Here is a 20,265-nt window from a genome sequence, read left to right on the forward strand (position 1 = left end):
CTTTTTTTATTTGCTTTCCAAGAACGATAGGCATCTTTAGTATAAAAAAGGTAAAGTTTATCTTCAAAAATGGTTGAAATTTTGGGGTTTGAAATTACATTTTCATTATGCGCCATTGCCATAGCGCAGTAACTACCAAATTGAGGTGCATATGTTCGCGGTGAAGCAATAAATAAAGATCTATTTTCTTCACTTTTAAATCGCCAGGTGGCGCCTGCCCATTGATATGTTATTTTTGCAGAGCCTTTAGAACCTCTTTTTTGTTTAAAATAACTGACAGGATCGTAACCTCCCATTACACCTCTTTTGCTTGTATAAAACTCTCCTGAAAAAGCTGATAGTGAAAATATTAAGAAAAGAGTATAGATTAATTTATTCATTCTTTATTCCAATTTTTGAGTCTTAAGTCGTTAAAAATACAAATGTAAAAATGTTGAGTTTATTTTGTATTCGATAAAAAGTGATTGATTAGTTCTATACCTGAACGGTTATTTTATTGTTTTCTTTCATTATTCACTGAAATTAGAAGTTTATTTTTAAATTTCACTATGATGAGTTGTTGCTATAAAAACAAGCCAAAATGTTAGTTTTTAGTAAAAATTTCTTGCGCAAAAGAGCCTTTTTAGGGTACTTTTTTTGTACCACTTTTAGTGGGTAAATAAAACTAATAATAAAAGGATTAACATGAATAAATTATTGAAAACAGGTATTTTATTAGCATCATCTTTATTTGGTGCTCAGGCTATGGCAGTTAATATGGAGTGTTATGTTGATACTCAAGCATATGATCATTATACAACTAACCATTGTGAGGCCTTAGTTTGGGGAGCAAGCACTGCAACAGCGGTATTTAGAATATCAGGTGCTTCAAAACCAATAAAGTCAGTGATATGGAGTAATGCAGCAAGTAGCTGTGGGACTTCAGGTACATCATGTTCATTTACTATAAGAGCATTTAGATCAAATAAAGCAGAAGCACTCATATTATACCAAGACAATACTTGGGGTACGGCTTCTGCAACAGCTTTATTTGAAGATGGCCGTTAATTATAGTCATGCTATTTTAGAGCGAAATATGATTTTCGCTCTCATTATAAATCACTTGCCTGTCTTCTCGGGCAAAACCAATTAAGTTTAAATGATGTTTCTTAGCTAATTCAATTGCTTTGCTGGTAGGGGCTGAAATAGTCACTAAGTGATTAACTCCAGCAGTAATGGTTTTATCAACCATTTCATAACTGGCTCTACTAGACGAAATTATAAAACCTGATTGAGGGATTGATTCGTTATTTTGAATCGCTCCAATTAATTTATCAAGGGCATTATGCCTGCCGACATCTTCTCGAATAAGTAAAATGTTGCCTGTTTTTATATCACAAAAAGCGGCGGCATGTACGCCACCAGCCTGAATATTTAATATTTGTTTATCTCTAAATTTATTTAATGCTGTTTCAATAATTGAAAAGTTCATTAAAGGTGTAGTTGCTAAGCTGGTTTGTTGTTTGTTTGATATTTGTTGTAAAGATTCTAAACCACATAAACCACAACCGCTATTGCCCGCTAAAGTACGACGTTTTTGTTTCAGTACATTAAAATGTCGATTACTGATAGTGATGTTTAGCTCAACACCAAGTTCATTCTCTTCAATTTCTAAATCAAGCAGATCATTTTTATAATTTATGATGCCTTCACTTAAACTAAAACCCAGTGCAAAATCAGCTAAATCGACAGGGGTTGCCATCATAACTGCATGTGAAATACCGTTATAAACAAACGCGATTGCCTGCTCCTCGATTACAAAGTCTTGACTTTGTTCTGAGCCCAAACTCGTTCGTATAGAACGAGTTACTATTTGTAACCCGTTACTCACTGAATATTTCACAAGTTATTTAGCCTGCATGGGTAAAAAGTCTTGCTGGCGTTTTGAAAATACTTTATTTCTTTTTTGCCAGTTTGAAGGTGAAGTTACTTTATTTACTTGTACCGCTGTTACCTTATACTCAGGACAGTTGGTTGCCCAATCAGAATTATCTGTTGTGATTACATTTGCACCGCTATCAGGATGGTGAAATGTGGTATAAACAACTCCTGGTTGCATGCGTTCACTGATTTTTGCTTTTAGTACAGTATCTCCCGCACGACTGTTAATACCTAACCAATCGTCATTATTAATGCCACGTTCTTGAGCATCATTAGGATGTATTTCTAAAACATCTTCATCATGCCATACTTGGTTATCGGTTCGCCTTGTTTGTGCGCCTACATTATATTGCGACAAAATGCGCCCTGTGGTTAATAATAATGGAAACTTTTTATTTACCTTCTCTGTCGTGGCAACATATTCAGTAATAGCAAAATTAGCCTTACCACTTTGATCGCCTAAAGTGGGAAAGCTATCAACATGCATTATAGGCATGCCATCTGGGCTTGTATCATTACAAGGCCACTGGATACTGCCAAAACGCTCTAATTTTTCATAACTTACATTCTTAAATGTTGGTGTAAGCTGTGCTATTTCATCCATGATCTGCGATGGATGTTGGTAATTCATTTCATAACCCATGGCATTTGAAAGTGCCATCGTAACTTGCCAGTCAGCTAAGCCTGCAAGTGGCGGCATAACTTTTCGTACGCGGTTAATACGGCGTTCGGCATTGGTAAAAGTACCGTCTTTTTCTAAAAATGATGAACCAGGTAAAAATACATGGGCAAATTTTGCTGTTTCATTTAAAAAGATATCTTGTACAACTAAACACTCAAGTGAATTCAGTGCCGCTTGTACGTGCTGAGTATTAGGATCTGATTGCGCAATGTCTTCTCCTTGGCAATATAAACCTTTGAAGTTTCCATCAATTGCTGCATCAAACATATTTGGAATGCGTAAACCAGGTTCAGGATCTAAAGATACATTCCAGTTAGCTTCGAATTTTTCGCGTAATAGCGTATTTGCAACATGTTGATAGCCAGGTAATTCGTGTGGAAAAGAACCCATGTCACAAGAGCCTTGTACATTATTTTGTCCACGAAGTGGGTTAACACCTACACCATCTCGACCTATATTACCTGTTACTAAAGCTAGGTTAGCGATACCCATTACCATGCTAGAGCCTTGAGAATGTTCGGTAACACCTAAACCATAATAAATAGCGGCGTTATTTGCTTTTGCATATAAACGTGCAGCTAAACGAAGTTCATTTGCAGGAATGCCTGTAATGTCTGAAGTATTTTCTGGTGCGTGACGTTCGTCACTAATAAACGCTACCCATGCATTAAAAGCTTTAGTTGCACAGCGGTTTTTAATAAACGCTTTATCTTCTAAACCTTCATTTATGATCACATGTGCCATAGCATTTATAAAAGCAACATTAGTACCTGGTCTTAGGGCCAAATGATGATCAAGTGTGACATGTGGACTTTTGGTTAAATCGATTTTTCGTGGATCTACAACAATTAAACCTGCTCCTTGACGTAAACGTTTTTTAAGCAATGAACCAAATACAGGGTGGGCATCAGTTGGGTTTGCCCCTATTACCATAACCACATCGGCCTGCATCACTGAATCAAAAGTTTGGGTGCCAGCAGACTCCCCTAAAGTGGTTTTTAAACCAAAACCCGTTGGTGAGTGACATACTCGGGCACAGGTATCTGTATTATTATTACCAAATGCAGCGCGGATCATTTTTTGTACTAAATAAGTTTCTTCATTGGTACAACGAGAAGAGGTAATACCACCTATGCTATCTTTGCCGTATTTTTTTTGAATGGCTTTGAGTTTAGTTGCCGCAAAATTAATAGCTTCATCCCAGGACGTTTCACGCCAAGGTTCATCGATAGAGTTTCGTACCATAGGTTGAGTAATACGGTCTTTATGTGTGGCATAGCCAAATGCAAAACGACCTTTTACACATGAGTGACCATGATTTGCTTCACCACCCTTATAAGGCACCATACGTATCACTTCTGTACCTTTCATTTGAGCTTCAAAGGTACAACCAACACCACAATAAGCACAAGTCGTAACGATGCTTTTATCTGGTTGACCTTGTTCAATCACACTTTTTTCAACTAAAGTTGCAGTCGGACAGGCTTGCACACATGCACCACAAGAAACACAATCTGAGTCTATAAATGTGTTATCTAAACCTGTTGAAACTTTAGAGTCAAAACCACGCCCTTCGATTGTTAAAGCAAAGGTGCCTTGTACTTCTTCACAGGCGCGAACACAGCGAGAACAGGTAATGCATTTACTGGGATCAAAAGTGAAGTAAGGGTTAGATTCATCTTTTTTAGCAGATAAATGGTTTTCTCCTACGAACCCTTGTTCGCTGATATCGTACCTGACTTCTCTTAATCCAACCGCTCCTGCAACATCTTGTAATTCACAATCACCATTTGCAGGACACGTTAAGCAGTCAAGTGGGTGATCTGAAATATAAAGCTCCATAATATTACGGCGTAATCGGGCTATTTTTTCATTTTGAGTACTGACTTGCATGCCATTCTCTACAGGAGTCGTACAAGATGCAGGTGTACCTCGACGACCATTAATTTCAACTGCGCATATACGGCAAGAACCAAACGCTTCTAAGTTATCTGAAGCACAGAGTTTAGGAATGGTAATATTATTTAAAGCGGCAGCTCTAAAAATAGAAGTGCCTTGTGGAACCGTTATTTTTTTACCATCTATTTCTAAGGTAATTTGAATATCAGACTTAACTTCAGGAGTGCCTAAATCAGCATTTTTAGGATCAAAAATTTCAACCATGTTACTTTTCTCCTTTGGCTAAGCTAGGTTTAACTAAATCAGAGCCAAAATGCTCTATTACACTGCGAACAGGAAATGGTGTCATGCCACCCATGGCACATAAAGAGCCTAATTCCATGGTATCGCATAAATCATTCAGTAATTCTAAATTCATTTTTTGGTTATCGTGATTGATTATTTTATCTATCACTTCTACGCCACGCACTGAACCAATACGACAAGGTGTGCATTTTCCACATGACTCTACGGCGCAGAACTCCATTGCAAAACGAGCCTGTTGTGCCATATCTGCTGTATCGTCAAAAACTACAACACCACCATGCCCTAATACCGCATCAATGTCTTTAAATGCCTCATAATCAAGTTGTGTATGCCATTGTGTTTTTGGTAAGTAAGCACCTAATGGCCCACCCACTTGAATTGCTTTCATAGGCTGACCTGAATAAGTGCCACCGCCAAACTCGTTGATCAGAGTATCCAAACTGGCGCCAAAACCGAGCTCAACCAAGCCCCCTTGTTTTATATTTCCAGCAAGCTGCACTGGTAAAGTGCCACGTGAGCGACCCATGCCATAATTTTCATAATATTGTGCACCTTTTGTAAAAATAATAGGCACGGACGTTAGCGATATTACATTATTTACAATAGTTGGTTGGCCTAAAAAACCTTCAATAGCAGGTAAGGGGGGCTTTGAGCGTACTAAACCACGCTTACCTTCTAAGCTTTCGAGTAATGAGGTTTCTTCGCCGCAAATATAAGCACCAGCACCTATGCGCACTTCTAGATCAAAATGATTATTTGAAGTGCAAATATGTTTACCTAAATAATTTTTATCGTAAGCAATTTTAATGGCTTGTTCTAAAATAATTTTGGCTTGAGGATATTCACTACGTAGATAAATATAGCCTTGAGTCGCATTCACTGCGAGTCCGGCAATAATCATACCTTCAATTAAAACAAAAGGGTCTGCTTCCATTATTAATCGATCGGCAAATGTACCTGAGTCACCCTCATCAGCATTACACACTATATACTTTTGGGAAGCTGGCGCATCTAATACGGTTTGCCATTTTATGCCGGTTGGGAATGCAGCACCACCACGACCTCGTAGACCCGATGCTTTAACTTCATCAACAATTTGTTGATTATTTAAATTAAGCGCTTTTTCTAGGCCTTTAAAACCATCCAAACTTAAATAATCATCAAGGTTAATAGGGTCAATAATACCGGCGCGAGCAAAGGTGAGTCTATCTTGTTTAGCTAAATAAGGAATGTCTTTGGTTAAGCCTAAATATAAAGGGTGGTTTTGGAGTTTATCAATATTATGTTCTAATAAACCGTGCGCAATTAAGCTTTCCACATCATCAACTTCAACAGGGCCAAATGCGACTCTGCCATTGGAAGTTGCAAGTTCTAGCAAAGGTTCTAAATAAAATAATCCTCGAGAACCATTACGAATAATATTAATATTTTGTTTAGATTGAAATTTAAGCGCTTTAACAACATCATCTGCACCCATAGCAAGGGCTGTGGTATCACGAGGAATAAATACTTTAACATCCATTATTTATTCTCCTGTAATTTATTGTCTGATAAAGATAACTCGAAGGTGGTCAGTTTGTTCATTAGTTTATCGAATTTTTTATCATTCATACGACCATGCACATTATCACCTACTTTCACAGAAGGAGCACAAGCACAGTTTCCTAAGCAGTAAACAGGTTCTAAGGTGACATTTTTGTTTGTTGTTGTTTGGCCAAAATCAATGTTTAAACTTGTTTTAGCGTGATTTTCCAACTGCTTAGAACCCATAGCTTGGCATGCTTCGCCACGGCATATTTCAACAATATTTGCACCAGGTTCAGTTAAACGAAAGTGATGATAAAAACTGATCACACCATGAATTTCGGCTTCAGTTTGATTTAATTTAGTTGCAATAATGCCAAGTGCAACCTTGGGAATGAAACCATATTCATGTTGAATATCATGTAGAATAGGCAATAATCCACCGGGTAAATCTTTTTTGCTATCAACTATTATTGTTAGTTTATTGAGTTGCGCATCAGCGTTCCCCGAGGTGTTTTGTAAATCATTCATTTTATATCGCCCATTTTACATTTAACTTGCTAAGCTATTTTATTGCTCACCGGCACCCCTGCATGTGAGCTGTTTATTTCTAAGCTGTTTTTTCTAAAATTTTAGCAAAATCATTTGCACTGATTTGTTCTTGTGCGTGTTTACCGTTTTGAATAACCCAAGTACCATTAACCATTACATCTTGCACTGGATTTTTCTGACTTGCAAAGATCAAACTGTCTAAAAGGTATTTATCATTACTGGCAAATAACTTTGTTTGATCTATATCTAATACAAGTAAATCAGCTTGTTTGCCAATCGCTAAGTTACCTGTATTACTATTGGTACTTTGTGCACCACCTTGGGCCGCTTTTTGCCATAAATGTAAACCGACAGATGCCTGTTCTTTAGTGGCTAAAATAGCACGTTGTTGTTTTATTAATCTTTGTGCATATTCCAACCAACGTAACTCTTCGATAGGGTTCACCGAAATATGGCTATCAGAGCCAATAGCAAAGGTGCCATTTTCAGCTAAAAATTCTGTGGTAGGGAATATGCCATCACCTAAATTAGCTTCTGTTGTTGGGCAAATACCTGCAATAGCACCTGTTTCTATAATGCCTTGGCGCTCACTTTCATCTATATGGGTTGCATGAATTAAACACCAATGCTCGTCTAAATTAGCATTATTTAATAACCACTGCACCGGTCGCTGTCCATAATGCGACAGGCAGTCATCAACTTCCTTTTGTTGTTCACTAATATGAATATGTATCGGGGCTTTGTTATCTAAATTTCTAACATGAGCAACCGCACTGTGTAGAGACTCTTTATCTACAGCACGTAATGAATGAGGGGCAATACCAACATTAGTATTGCTGTAGTTATGTGTCAGAGAAAAGCAATCACTTACTAATTGGTTGAATTGTTCTATCGAATTAATAAAACGTTTTTGTCCATCATTGGGCTCTATTGGACCAAAACCACTGAAGCGATACATAACTGGTAGTATCGTTAAACCTATGCCTGATGTGCTAGCCGCTTTAAATATAGACTCAGCCATAGTTGCCAGTGGCGTGTAAATTTGCCCATCAATTTGATGATGCAAATAATGAAATTCAGCTACTCGGGTATAACCCATTTTTAGCATTTCAATATATAACTGAGTTGCGATCACTTGAGCATCATTGGCCGATAACTTATCAAGAAATTGATACATGATTTTCCGCCAAGTCCAAAAGCTATCTTGTCCTTCGCTGCCTTGTTCGCTAAAACCTGCAAAGGCGCGTTGAAAGGCATGAGAATGACAATTAACCATACCAGGGATCACTGCGCCTTTAGCTATTTCAGCATTTTCAACTTGGCCTGCTTCAATCGCCGTAATAACCCCTTCAGAAATAGTGATTGTTTTATTGCTGTGCCAACCATCATTTAATAATATTTTTTTTGCAAATAATTTCATTTTAATACTCTTTATTTTTCTTGAGCAAAACTAGCTAAAGTTTCAACCAGTTGTTTCAATTTTGGTTTCACGGCATAAGCTTTGTTAATGTTGTATTCATTGCTGGGCTCGTTCATATAAGTACGTTGTGATAACTCAAGCTGTAACGCATGAATATTTTGCTCTGGCTGGCCAAAATGACGAGTAATAAACCCGCCCTTAAATCGTCCATTACTTATACTGCTATATGGTGAGAAATCTAAACTTTCAACTTGCTTCATCAGGCTTTCATCACAACTTGCTCCATTGGCTGTGCCAAAATTAAAGTCGGGTAATTGGCCTTCAAAAAACCGTGGAACATGAGATAAAATAGAATGTGCTTCAAGCAATACAGCTTTACCAAATTCTTGTTGCATTTGGTTTAAAGTTTCTTTAATGGCTAAGTGATATGGACGCCAATAAAGCGCAACTCTGCGTTGAATTTCAGTTTCATCAGGCTTCATGCCTTCTAAATATAGAGGAGAGGAGTCAAAGGCGGTTGTAGGACAAAGCTCAGTTGTATCTTGACCTGGATATAAGTTAACGCCATCAGGATCTCGATTTAAATCGATTACAAAACGGCTATATTTTGGATTAATAATATAAATACCAAGCTCATCTGCAAAGTCGTATAACTTATCCATATACCAATCGGTATCTACAACATTGAGCGCTTTATCTGTCATAGTCGTTTTTATATCATCAGGAATACCTTCACCGTTATGCGGCATGCTGATCAATAATGGAATTTTTCCTTTGCTGAGTGTGTAACTTGATGTCATTTTATTACCCTTAGCTGTCACTGTTATGATATTTAACGAGCTTGTATATACAAGTTGTGGGTATAATTTACCATGCCTAATCAAAACAGCCAACTCTATAACCAGAATTTTAAATATAGAGAGTTTGTAAAAAATAAAAAAGCAAAATGAGGGATAAGTTTTTATTTAGTTTTAATGATGTTTAACTTTTTGAAAAGCTATGGATATTTTGATGTGAGGCTCATAGTGAGAGGTTTATTTGTTTAATTTTGAATTAAATAAAAACAGATATTAAATATAAATTAACGTGTAAAGACGTTATTTTTTAATTATTAAATAAAATAAGTACTCTTTGAGGGAAATTAAGACGTTTCCAATATCGTCTCACATCGGTATAAATATAAGATGTAATCTATTTCTTCTTTACTTAAGATCTCTAGTAAAAGATGCATAATAGCCTTCCAATTAAAAGTTCAAATTCTATTCATCCATCATTTCATAAAACCTTGTAATGTCGTACCTTAAATGTGTAAGTTATTGTGGTGAAAATGTAATGAGATGCAAATAAAAAATTGAGCGAGATTACAAATGTCATAAAAATGAAATTATTTTTTTTTATTATGTTTAAAAACTTGAGATAGTAATCAATATTATGAATAAGTCATTTAATGGCCATAGCGATGAGTTGATTTCGCAATTAAAGAAATTAGCACAATTGTCACAAAGTGAATTTGAAATTAATATTTCATATCAAAAAATGCTTGATGAGCAAGAGTATCGAGAGTTAGTTTTAAAAGAGCTGTTTGAGTTAAATCACCCTGATATTATTGAAGTTATTAATTGGATTAATAACTATTCAGCTACTCCTTCAATGTCATCTGAAAGCGAAAATTTGGTAGATAAAAAAAATCAGAAAAAGACATTTTTAGTTATTTCATTATTTTTTATTATGTCAACCGTTTTAGTTTCATTCTTTTTTATGCCGCAGATGTATGATACATCTGAAAAAATGACTTCTAAAAACGTACAAAAACCAGAGTTGCTGGCCTATAAAGCTTTAAAAGGAACGCAAAGCAAAACCCCTATAAAAATGACTTTACCTGCTAAAGATGCTGAAATTTCGTTTAGAATTCATGGTTCAAATACCATAGGTGAGAAACTGGCTCCAGCTTTGTTAGTAGATTATTTACAGCAACAAGGTGTGAAAGATTATCTCTGGATAGCAGGAAATAACGCAGTCGAGCGCACTTTACAATATATTAAAAACAATAAGGCTTATGCAATTGAATTACATGCACATGGCTCAAGCACGGCATTTAAAGATTTAAAACTTGGAAAAACAGATTTAGGCATGGCGTCACGTCGTATAAAATCAGCAGAGGTAACAGACTTAAAAGCTAAGTTAGGTAATTTAAATAAAGTTGGAAATGAACATATTATTGGTTTAGATGGGCTCGCCATCATAGTGAACCAAAATAATCCAATTCAACATATTTCTACTGAAAAATTAGCTAAAATTTTCTCTGGTGAAATAAATAACTGGGCACAACTAGGAGGCATTGACCTGAAAATAAAGCTATTTTCACGAGATGCACAATCGGGAACTTGGGATACATTTAAAAGTTTAGTTTTGAAAAAATTTGATAAAAAACTATCAAATACTGCAAAAAGGTTAGAATCAAGTTCAGCACTTTCTACTTTAATATCTCAGGATGAAGCTGCCATCGGTTTTATTGGTTTGAATTATGTATTGCACAATAAAGCTTTGGCGATTTCTGAAGGTGCGGGCACTACGGCTATTTTTCCAACGCGCTTTACTATTGGTACTGAAGATTATGCACTAGCCCGAAGATTATATTTTTATACTCCTACTTCAGCTTCCAATACGGTGAAAGATTTTGCGCAGTTTGCAATTTCCTTATTGGGCCAAAACATTGTAGAAAAAACAGGATTAATTTCACAAAATATAAAAGTTGAAAATGCATATCCCCTAAAAGGTGCGCCCAAAAAGTATAATGAATATACCAAAATCGCGAAACGTCTTTCTTTAAATTTTAGGTTTAATTATGGTGATAAAGAGCTTGATAATAAAGGTAAGCGAGATTTGCAAAGATTGATTCATTTTATGGAGCAAAATAATGGTAGGAGACTTGTTTTAATGGGTTTTTCAGACAGTATTGGCGCTAAAATCAAAAATACGCAATTATCTTTGACTAGAGCTATGTCTGTTGAAAGGGAGCTAGTAGCAAGAGGTATTCCAGTAATGGCAATTGAAGGGCTGGGGGAAGCACTGCCCGTTGCCAATAATAATACTGAAACGGGCCGTGAGCGTAACCGTCGCGTAGAAGTATGGCTGCTTTAAGTGAATTTCAGATGCAATATTAATTGTATTGCATCTACTTTGATTATTATCTTTGAAGTTTACAGGAAAAAATAAAGATTTAATCGTATTGTCATAAATGCCATTTAACATGCAGGAATTATATCGTTTTAAGAGTGCATATTATGTTTACTATTTTTTCGCAACAAGAAAATTTAATAGCTGTTTTTAATAAATACTCCGTAAAAGAAGCCCTTCAAGTAAAATTCAATATCGCACAGGCTATTAAGGCCTTGAATATTCCATCTGATGAACTTGTACAACAGATGCGTAATGAGGGCTTGTGCATTACTGATTTCAGCTTAAAGCAAAATGAATCTAAAATTTCAAATGAAAGTTCACCGAGTATTATTCGAAATCATCTATTTAAAGTCTTTTTAGATAAACAAAAACTAATAGATTTAATGAGTGGTTTCTCTATGGCAGAGTCTATTGAGATCAGAGGATTATTGAATCAAAATATAAGTGAACTTAAATTACCATCAGATAATTTAATTGCACAAATGGAGCAAGAAGGTTTGTCTTTACAGCGTATTGGTATTGAAAATACTTCACCTCAAACTACAGTATCTTCCATTAAATTAGCGAGAACAAAAGAAGTATTAGCACAAGCGATGAATACAAATTTGGTAGACAAAAAATTACGTATTAAGTCGCAATTAAATGCGCTGCTAGAAGGAGAATCAGAATCAAAAAAGTCAAAAATTAAAAATGCGTCTAATGATTGTGCTACAGCAAAACAACAAGATTCTTCTGTAAAAACAGCTGAAAATGTGGTGAAAAAGCTCAGTTTACAAGAGGCTTTAGAGCGCTCTTTGCAAACTGATTTAACTCCTTCAGTGAATTGTTAAATTTTAATTGGCAAAACTAACTTAAATACTACACCGGAACCGTCGGATAAATTGTTCGCTGTTAATTTACCATTATGATAATCGGCTACTAAACGGGCAATATATAAACCTAATCCTAAATGGGGCTTTTTCTGTAGTGATTGGCTGCGTACCGATACCATAGAGTCAAAAATATGCTCTCCGATATCAACAGGTAAAGAAGGACCTTTATTGCTTACTGAAATTTCAGCTGATTGATTGTTAATCGTATATAAAACTGAAATTTCTGTGTTTTCACTTGAAAACTCAACGGCATTAGCAATTAATTTATCTAATAGTTGTGCAATAAACTCTGGTACGCCTTGCATTAAATTTGGCTCTACATTGAGGTTTAATTCAAACGTTTTTTCAGCATAAGCCATTTGATATCCTTGCATGCACCCCGACACTACTTTTGTTAAATCGAATCCTTCAGCTTCCGCACTTTGAATGCTTTGCTCTAAACGTGTAGCTTCACTCATAGTGGTGATGATTTTATTTAATCGGTTTACACCTTCGGTTGCTCTTTCAATATATTTTTGACTCTCTGTGTCTAAGTTTTGTAATTGCAGGCTTTCTAGTGATGAACGCACTACAGCAACAGGTGTTCTAAGTTCGTGTGATAATCGTGATGACATATTTTCTAAATAGTGGGTATAACCACCTAACCGACCAACGATATTGGCAAAACTACGAGATAAATCACCAATTTCATCTTTAGCTTTAGAGCTTTTAATAATACCTAAAATACGACCTTGGGGGTCAATTGCAGCTTCCGCAGCATCTCTAAGTGTACGTATACGGCTAGAAATACGGGAGGCAAAAAAGAATAATATTAAAGTCCCTATTAACATTACGGTTAAAATTACCGTAAATAATTTTTCTAAAGCTTTATTTCTTAAAGTACGAACACCATTTGTCGTTTCTTCGGCAATGACAGCACCCATCACTTTATCATCAATCCAAATAGGGTAAGCGGCAGATAAGATAAGTGCTTTTTTGTCGGGGGTTAAGCGCCAACTTGACTCTGGTTTTCCCTTTAAAGCAGCTACAATATGCTTACCTTGTAATGAGGTGACATCAAATAAGGTATCTAAAAAATCAGCTGGTGGCTTAGTTAAAATTTTATAATATAAAGGATGGAGATATTGGGTTTCAAATTGTCGCCATTTACTTATTTTATTGGGATCATCATTTAGACTTTTTGACCAAACACCATCAGCATCTTGAATTTTCCCTGATTGCGCCAATACTCTATGATGATTATCGACAACCCAAATGCGACTGCCTGAATGTCCCATGCCTTTTATAATACGCTCGATTTCAGGTGAAGGTAATAATACAGATCCTAATTGTGTTAAATCCTGCAAATTTGAAGTCGATATTGTTTTCACCGGAGTGTCTATATTGTCTATATCAACTATCGCAAATCCTAATTTGTTGCCTATCATATTTAATGGCATGCGAATTTCTATATTGTAACCAAAATCAGTTCTCGAAAAGTGTCCTTGAATTCTAGCTATGGGTGTAAGGTTTGACTCATCATATGCCGTGATCCAGCCATCATTTTTAGGAGCAATAATATAGTTTAATAATGAGCCCTCTGGACTTTTGAGGGCTATTTTCAGGTGATCATTTCTTGTAATGCTTAAACTATTTGCACCTCGATACTTTAAAATATTATCTTTTACTTTAAATACGGCATAAAGATAATTTTGATATTTACCCACCATATGGCTAAAGGATAAGTCACTTTCTTGATGTGCTGAATTAATCGGTGTTAAATAGCTTTTATCATAATGCCAAAATAAAGGACGGTAAGTTTTCCAGTCATGTAATTTGCCATCTAATTGGATGCGATTGGGTAAGTTATAAGCGTATAAATCACGCCCTTTTACCACTTGTTGTAAAAAACTGGCTTGTTCATCAAAAAGTTTAGGTCGTTCATGTAACGCAGTTGCTAATGCTCGGGTGGTACCAACTAAGGTTTTTTCTTGTCCTTGGCGTAAATATTTCTCCATTTCCCAAACATACTCATAACCTAACCAAGGTAGCAAAGCCAAAAAACATGAAAGTAAAATAAACTGACTGCGTAAACCAAAGCGCATTAAGCTTGCTCCCAGCGGTAACCCATTCCATAAACTGTATCAATGCAATCAAAGTCAGGATCAAGTTTGATAAACTTTTTACGAATGCGTTTTACATGGGAAGTGATAGTACTATCATCTACATAAATTTTGGCATCATGCATTAATTCATTTCTACTTTTCACATGGCCTGGGCGATTTGTTAAAGAATGCACCATCCAAAATTCAGTCACGGTTAAGTCTAATAAAGCCTCTAACCAAAATACTTGCATGCGTTTATTATCTATTTTGAGTTTACCTCGAGTAATAATGTTTTCCTCTAATGCCGGTAGCTCTAGGGCTTCCATTCGGCGAAATAATGCGGCTATACGTGCAGCCAAATGTGGCAGACTTATATCTTTAGTTAAATAATCATCAGCGCCCATTCTTAACCCACAGACAGTATCTATTTCACTGTCTCGTGCGGTTAAAAATATAATCGGAATCGTTTTAGATAAAGAGCGTAAAGTTTGACATAAGGCGAAACCACCATCAATTTCATCCCCTAATCCTATATCAATAATGGCTAAGTCGGGTAAGGCACTATTAAAAGCAAGTTCGGCCTCTGGACGAGATGCATAACCACTTACTTGATAACCTTGCTTAGACAGCATTTCGCTGTAGTTTTCTCTAATGGCTGTTTCATCTTCAATGATGGCTATTTTTTTCATTTAGTATCTCAGGTTTAACGTATATCGCTTTGTTGTATAGAACTATACCTAAAATACTGACTATTAAAATGCAAAAAAGCACATTGCCATTTTTTTGCCACAATTGACCTTTGCATTGCCATTTTTCATCCCTTTTATCGCCATATCAGCGTGTTTTAATTAATTCATCAACCAAGCACAACCAACTAATTAAATAATTTAAAACATTGAGGCAAACATAATGAAAAAATCTACTTTTAACTTAAATAAAACAGCACTTACTTCAGCATTAGTTTTGGCACTTTGCGTTCCAACATTTTCAGCACAAGCAGCGTCACATAAACCAAAAGAAATACAAACAGAAGAAGTGATAGGTTTGAGCTCAGGTGCTGTAATCGGTGCTGTATTTGGCGGCCCGATAGGTGCCTTTATAGGGGCGTTTACAGGTACCTTAATCGGAAAAATCGAAGTGGATAAAGAACAAATAGACTCAAAAAATAAGCAAATAGTGGCTATGGAATTTAAAACGCAAAACTATCAAGAGCTTGTAGCTCAAACTGAAAATCTAGAATCTCGATTGGAAGAGGTTGAGTTTGAAAAAGTTCAACTGCAAAAACAACGTATCAATAATTTAATGGCTATGACGGTTCAGTTCAGAACGGGTTCTGCAAAAATTGAATCTCATTTTGCTAAACAATTATCGGAACTTGCTCAAGTGATGAAAACAAATCCAGATATCCAAATAGACCTAAATGGTTTTGCTGACCAAAGGGGAGAGGAAGCATTTAACTTAAAACTTTCTAAAGCACGCGTGGCACAAGTTCAGCAGTATTTAATTAAACAAGGTGTTGATCATAAACGTTTATCTAGTCATGCCTTTGGTGAAAGCCAAGCAGTTGCAAAACAAACCGATTATGAAGGTGATTTTTTTGACCGTCGAGTAACCGTTAAGGCTAAAAAGGTGCAGTCTAAAACACACACAGCGAGTAATCAGTACTAATCACTTTAAGGTTAATTTATTACAGGCCACAAGATGGCGTTAATTACAGGTTGAGGTATTTATCTTTTTAAATGCCTCAATAAAAAGGTTTCCTTATGATGATACTTGCCAAAGTGCTAGGGTTTACAGTAAATAACTGTAAAACTAGCCTTTTTTTACTCACACTGTTTATATGCCAATCAGGACTTGCTTTTGAAGTTGAAAAACCTAGGTTGGAGCTCAAAACACTCAAAGGGGAAGAGATTAATTCAGCTATTTTATTAACAAGCCATGCCGACATGACAATAACAGGTTTGATCAATCAAGTTGATGTTACTCAAACATTTAAAAATACGCATGAAAGTTCGGTTAATGCACGTTATGTTTTTCCCTTACCTGATGAATCTGCGGTATACCAATTAGAAATGAAGATTGGTGAACGAGTAATTAAGGGGGAAATAAAGGAAAAACAAATGGCTAAACGCATTTTTCAAAAAGCTAAAAAGCAGGGAAAAAAAGCCAGCTTAGTGACACAAAAGCGTGCCAATATATTTGTGACTCAAGTGGCAAATATACCTGCCGGTGAAGAAATAACGATTAAAATCAGTTATCAGCAGGTTTTAAGTTATAAAAATCAAGAGTTTTCACTGCGTTTTCCTATGGTTGTTGCGCCTAGATATCAGCCCAAAACTATGGTTTTTGATGAAGACTTAGCATCAGGCTGGATCTATCAAAATAATATCAAAGCGAATACAGAAATAACCAAAACACCCTTAGCTTTAGCTGAACCCAAAAATAAAATGTCGCTTAATATCATATTAAATTCAGGATTTGTTTTAGCGAATATAAAATCACCTTATCATCAAATTGATGTTGAAAATTTAGATATCGGAAAATATAAGATCAGCTTAACTGAGAATAAAACATTAGCAAATCGAGATTTTGTTTTACGCTGGAAACCAGAGCAAGGCAATGAGGTTCAGGCAGCTTTATTTAGTGAAAAGTTGAGTGGAATATCACATGGTACACAATCTGAAGATAATTATGCCTTGATAATGTTAATGCCTCCATCTAATGAATTTCAAGCACAACAAAGGTTACCCAGAGAGCTTGTTTTTGTCATAGATACATCAGGATCTATGCATGGCAATTCTATGGAACAAGCAAAACAAGCACTATTTTTAGCATTAGCTGATTTGAATCCAGAGGATAGTTTTAACATTATTGAGTTTGATTCAAATGTGGATGCTTTAAGTGAACATGCTATACCGGCAACTGATTTTAATTTAAGGCGTGCAAAGCAGTACGTTTATAACTTGCAAGCTGATGGAGGGACTGAGATTGCAAAAGCATTTACGCGAGTATTAGATAGCAACATACAAACTGATTTCTTAAGGCAAGTTATATTTATGACTGATGGCAGCATTAGCAATGAACAACAGGTTTTTGAACAAATCAAAAATACAATAGGCACAAGTCGATTATTTACTGTGGGTATAGGTTCTGCGCCTAATAGTTATTTTATGCGCAGAGCTGCTGATATAGGTCGAGGTAGTTTTACTTTTATAGGCAGCAGCATAGATATTAAGCCGCAAATGCAATTTTTATTAAAGCAACTTAAAAATCCTTCTTTGAAACAATTACGTATAGAAGGTGAAGCATCAGAAGTGATAGATTTTTGGCCTAAACCTATTCCTGATTTATATTTTTCAGATCCTTTAATGGTTGCTCTTAAATTAAACAAAAAACAGAAAAAAATAAATATATTAGGGCAAAGCATTCATGGTGAATTTAAAGCACAATTAAATATTACTGAGCCGGCTATTGGGGATTCAATTTCACGTATTTGGGCAAGACAAAAAATAAAGTCACTTCTTTTATATAAAGATACTTTTGATAAAAAAAGTATAGATACCAAACAAGAAGTATTGAATTTGGCGTTAAAACATCATTTGCTCAGCCCATATACTGCTTTTGTTGCTGTTGACTCTGGACCTATCACTACAGATGATATTGTGAATAAGGCAAGTAAAACCCAAAAAATAAAAGGCATGCGCCCAGCAGGTTGGACTATGGGCTCTAAAAAGTACGTTTTACCACAAACAGATGGTCAAAGTTGGCTTAAAATATTGTTAGGTATGTTAATTGTTTTATTATCAGTAGTTTACTGGCGATACCAAAGATATAAAAGAATTAATTAGTTTTCTTCCTATATGTCATAACTGAGCATATCGGATAGTGTCATTCAAAATTGATAGTGTCACTTTAATGACTAAGGTGATGCTGTTGAAGGGGAGGGCGTTTTTAGTTCAAAAAAGAAGGCGTTATTTATATCCAACTAAATTGGAGATGTTATGAAACAATATTTTGCAGTTTTTTTGTGTTGCATCGGTTTTTGGCAATTAGGTTCTGGTTTATATATGCAAATGAAAGCGCAATTGGCACAATATTTAATATCACAAGCTTGGCAAAAAAACATACTTGAAGGAGGCTCTAAGCAAATACAACCTTGGTTTTATGCTGATACTTGGCCTGTTGCTAAACTTGAAGTACCAAGTTTAGGCATAGAAGAATATATTCTATCTGGTGCATCGGGCCGAAACTTAGCTTTTGGGGCAGCTCACTTTTTACCTTCTGCAAAAATACATGAAATAAATAAAAATCAAACAGGAAAAGCGGGTTTAATCGCAGGCCATAATGATACAAATTTTGCGTTTCTATCTCAGTTAAATATAGAAGATACATTTAATATTACATTGCATAGTGGTTTAAAAATACAATATCAGATTAGTAATATACGCATTATTCACCAGTCTGATACTGCATTTTTACAACCCAGTGAGCAAATGACTAGCCATTTATATTTAATGACATGTTACCCATTTAATGCATTGCAAGCGGGTACCGAACAACGTTATTTGGTTGAATCCATTGCTATTTGATTTCTATATTAATTATGTTGGTCGTTTATGAAAAGTGAAAATTAACTTGTTTGTAACTTCCGGCAAAGTAACGCATAAAATTTTCAAAAATAGTAATATTTAACTTAGCTGTTTTGGGTTATGACTCTAAGTGGGTAATCTTAATATTATTTTTACAAAGTTCCTTTTTATTTACTAAGCTTAACGGTAATTGAGTAAAATTTAGATTAACTTAAAAGGAGTTTTTTTGATCAGGCAAGTAAATCATTGTGCCCATGACTGGTTAATATCTTTGACCCAGCAAGATGACGAGTCTGAACTCGATTTAATACTGATTTCGGCCATTCAATCTGTCTTGTTTGGTACTAAACTGATTATTTATATTAATAAATTTTTGGACCACACTCATAGACCAAAACAAATAAACTTAAAAAAGACACAGTCACCTTTAATATTATCTGATGATCAAGTGGATGAAATTATCGCTAAAGTGGGCTCTAATAAAATTCATATAGGTGAAATAAACTCTAAAACAGTTACTTATTTTCCAATATATCATTTTGGTGATGTACTAGGCTTTGTATTAGCTTATGGCAGTAATGAATTTTCGAACCCTCAAATATCAACAGCGGTAAGTATTTTAAATGTATATGCTAATCAGTTGTTTACTTTGTTTCGGGCGAAAATAGACCCCTTAAGTGAGCTTTTAAACCGTCAAACCTTTGATAAAAAAATACAGGAAATATTATCAGGACAAGGTTTTTTATCTCCAAGAACGCCAATTCCTGCAGATAGTGTTTGGCATTTGGCTATGCTTGATATTGATCATTTTAAGCGAGTAAATGATCAATATGGTCATGTAATTGGCGATGAAGTGATTATTCTTATTGCCCGATTAATAAAAAATAGTTTTCGTAGTGAAGATTATGTTTTTAGATACGGTGGTGAGGAATTTGCTATTTTATTTCAATGTAAAAAAAGTGAAGATGCTTTTCAAGTTCTAGAGCGGTTGCGAAGCGCAATTGAGGAGTTTGAATTTCCTCAGGTCGGAAAGCTAACAATTAGTGCTGGCTTTACATCATTAGTCGATTATGAAATGGTGCCAGCTTTAGTGCAAAAGGCTGATTTAGCCCTTTATCATTCTAAAAACTCAGGAAGAAATAAAGTTGCGAATTTTGATCAAATAGCTGAAAGTACTAATGGCATTCTAATTACAGGTAATGATCCTGAGCTTTTTTGAGCTATGTTGTGGACCCCT

The 20,265-nt window shown here is 35.5% G+C and carries 16 protein-coding genes; 7 read left to right on the forward strand and 9 right to left on the reverse strand.

Annotation, left to right across the window (positions count from 1 at the left end; translation table 11 throughout):
* Nucleotides 1–380: YHS domain-containing (seleno)protein (locus BM088_RS27225; RefSeq protein WP_091983787.1), on the reverse strand; the 380-nt coding region annotated here is incomplete at its 3' end.
* A 304-nt stretch (nucleotides 381–684) separates the two neighbouring features.
* On the opposite strand from BM088_RS27225, the gene BM088_RS11395 reads away from it, so the two are divergent.
* Nucleotides 685–1,047 carry a hypothetical protein gene (locus BM088_RS11395; RefSeq protein WP_091983790.1) on the forward strand — a complete coding sequence of 121 codons (363 nt, stop codon included), beginning with the start codon at nucleotides 685–687 and terminating at the stop codon, nucleotides 1,045–1,047.
* 16 nt (nucleotides 1,048–1,063) lie between these two features.
* On the opposite strand, the gene fdhD is transcribed toward BM088_RS11395, so the two are convergent.
* The 6 genes from fdhD to hutG form a co-directional block, all read right to left on the reverse strand.
* The gene (fdhD, locus tag BM088_RS11400) at nucleotides 1,064–1,882 is read right to left on the reverse strand and encodes a formate dehydrogenase accessory sulfurtransferase FdhD (RefSeq protein ID WP_218156505.1); all 819 of its coding nucleotides are present in this window, start codon (nucleotides 1,880–1,882) and stop codon (nucleotides 1,064–1,066) included.
* Nucleotides 1,883–1,885: 3 nt separating this feature from the next.
* Nucleotides 1,886–4,765 (reverse strand): formate dehydrogenase subunit alpha, encoded by a 2,880-nt coding sequence (gene fdhF, locus BM088_RS11405; protein WP_091983792.1) that lies wholly within the window; start codon nucleotides 4,763–4,765, stop codon nucleotides 1,886–1,888.
* 1 nt (nucleotide 4,766) lies between these two features.
* Nucleotides 4,767–6,329: a formate dehydrogenase beta subunit gene (locus BM088_RS11410; protein ID WP_091983795.1), complete on the reverse strand. Its 1,563-nt coding sequence runs from the start codon at nucleotides 6,327–6,329 to the stop codon at nucleotides 4,767–4,769.
* Nucleotides 6,329–6,862, reverse strand: a complete 534-nt coding sequence (locus tag BM088_RS11415) for a formate dehydrogenase subunit gamma (protein ID WP_091983797.1) — start codon at nucleotides 6,860–6,862, stop codon at nucleotides 6,329–6,331. Before BM088_RS11415 ends, BM088_RS11410 begins: the two co-directional genes overlap by 1 nt.
* 79 nt (nucleotides 6,863–6,941) lie before the next feature.
* Complete coding sequence (locus BM088_RS11420) at nucleotides 6,942–8,303, reverse strand: formimidoylglutamate deiminase (protein WP_091983800.1); 1,362 nt, start codon at nucleotides 8,301–8,303, stop codon at nucleotides 6,942–6,944.
* A gap of 11 nt (nucleotides 8,304–8,314) precedes the next feature.
* Nucleotides 8,315–9,103, reverse strand: coding sequence for an N-formylglutamate deformylase (hutG, locus tag BM088_RS11425; RefSeq protein WP_091983854.1), 789 nt, complete (start codon nucleotides 9,101–9,103; stop codon nucleotides 8,315–8,317).
* A 631-nt stretch (nucleotides 9,104–9,734) separates the two neighbouring features.
* Here hutG and BM088_RS11430 point away from each other — a divergent pair.
* Together BM088_RS11430 and BM088_RS11435 are read left to right on the forward strand one after the other, a co-directional pair.
* Entirely contained in the window at nucleotides 9,735–11,444 is a 1,710-nt protein-coding gene (locus BM088_RS11430) for a substrate-binding domain-containing protein (protein ID WP_177208023.1), read from the forward strand.
* Nucleotides 11,445–11,587: 143 nt separating this feature from the next.
* Nucleotides 11,588–12,313, forward strand: coding sequence for a hypothetical protein (locus BM088_RS11435; RefSeq protein WP_091983804.1), 726 nt, complete (start codon nucleotides 11,588–11,590; stop codon nucleotides 12,311–12,313).
* On the opposite strand, the gene pdsS is transcribed toward BM088_RS11435, so the two are convergent.
* Both pdsS and pdsR read right to left on the reverse strand, forming a co-directional pair.
* Nucleotides 12,310–14,439, reverse strand: coding sequence for a proteobacterial dedicated sortase system histidine kinase (gene pdsS / locus BM088_RS11440; RefSeq protein WP_091983807.1), 2,130 nt, complete (start codon nucleotides 14,437–14,439; stop codon nucleotides 12,310–12,312). The genes BM088_RS11435 and pdsS overlap by 4 nt on opposite strands.
* A complete protein-coding gene (gene pdsR / locus BM088_RS11445; protein ID WP_091983809.1) occupies nucleotides 14,439–15,128 on the reverse strand; it encodes a proteobacterial dedicated sortase system response regulator in 690 nt (229 codons plus the stop codon). The genes pdsS and pdsR overlap by 1 nt, the downstream gene beginning before the upstream one ends.
* A gap of 220 nt (nucleotides 15,129–15,348) precedes the next feature.
* On the opposite strand from pdsR, the gene pdsO reads away from it, so the two are divergent.
* The 4 genes from pdsO (at nucleotide 15,349) to BM088_RS11465 (ending at nucleotide 20,247) form a co-directional block, all read left to right on the forward strand.
* Nucleotides 15,349–16,107, forward strand: a complete 759-nt coding sequence (gene pdsO / locus BM088_RS11450) for a sortase-associated OmpA-like protein PdsO (protein WP_091983810.1) — start codon at nucleotides 15,349–15,351, stop codon at nucleotides 16,105–16,107.
* 95 nt (nucleotides 16,108–16,202) lie between these two features.
* Entirely contained in the window at nucleotides 16,203–18,287 is a 2,085-nt protein-coding gene (locus tag BM088_RS11455) for a marine proteobacterial sortase target protein (protein WP_091983811.1), read from the forward strand.
* A 153-nt stretch (nucleotides 18,288–18,440) separates the two neighbouring features.
* A complete protein-coding gene (locus BM088_RS11460) occupies nucleotides 18,441–19,028 on the forward strand; it encodes a class GN sortase (RefSeq protein ID WP_091983813.1) in 588 nt (195 codons plus the stop codon).
* A 226-nt stretch (nucleotides 19,029–19,254) separates the two neighbouring features.
* A complete protein-coding gene (locus BM088_RS11465; protein WP_245763809.1) occupies nucleotides 19,255–20,247 on the forward strand; it encodes a GGDEF domain-containing protein in 993 nt (330 codons plus the stop codon).
* Nucleotides 20,248–20,265: the final 18 nt, after the last annotated feature.

The organism is Pseudoalteromonas denitrificans DSM 6059 (genome assembly GCF_900112265.1).
GTDB lineage: Bacteria > Pseudomonadota > Gammaproteobacteria > Enterobacterales > Alteromonadaceae > Pseudoalteromonas > Pseudoalteromonas denitrificans.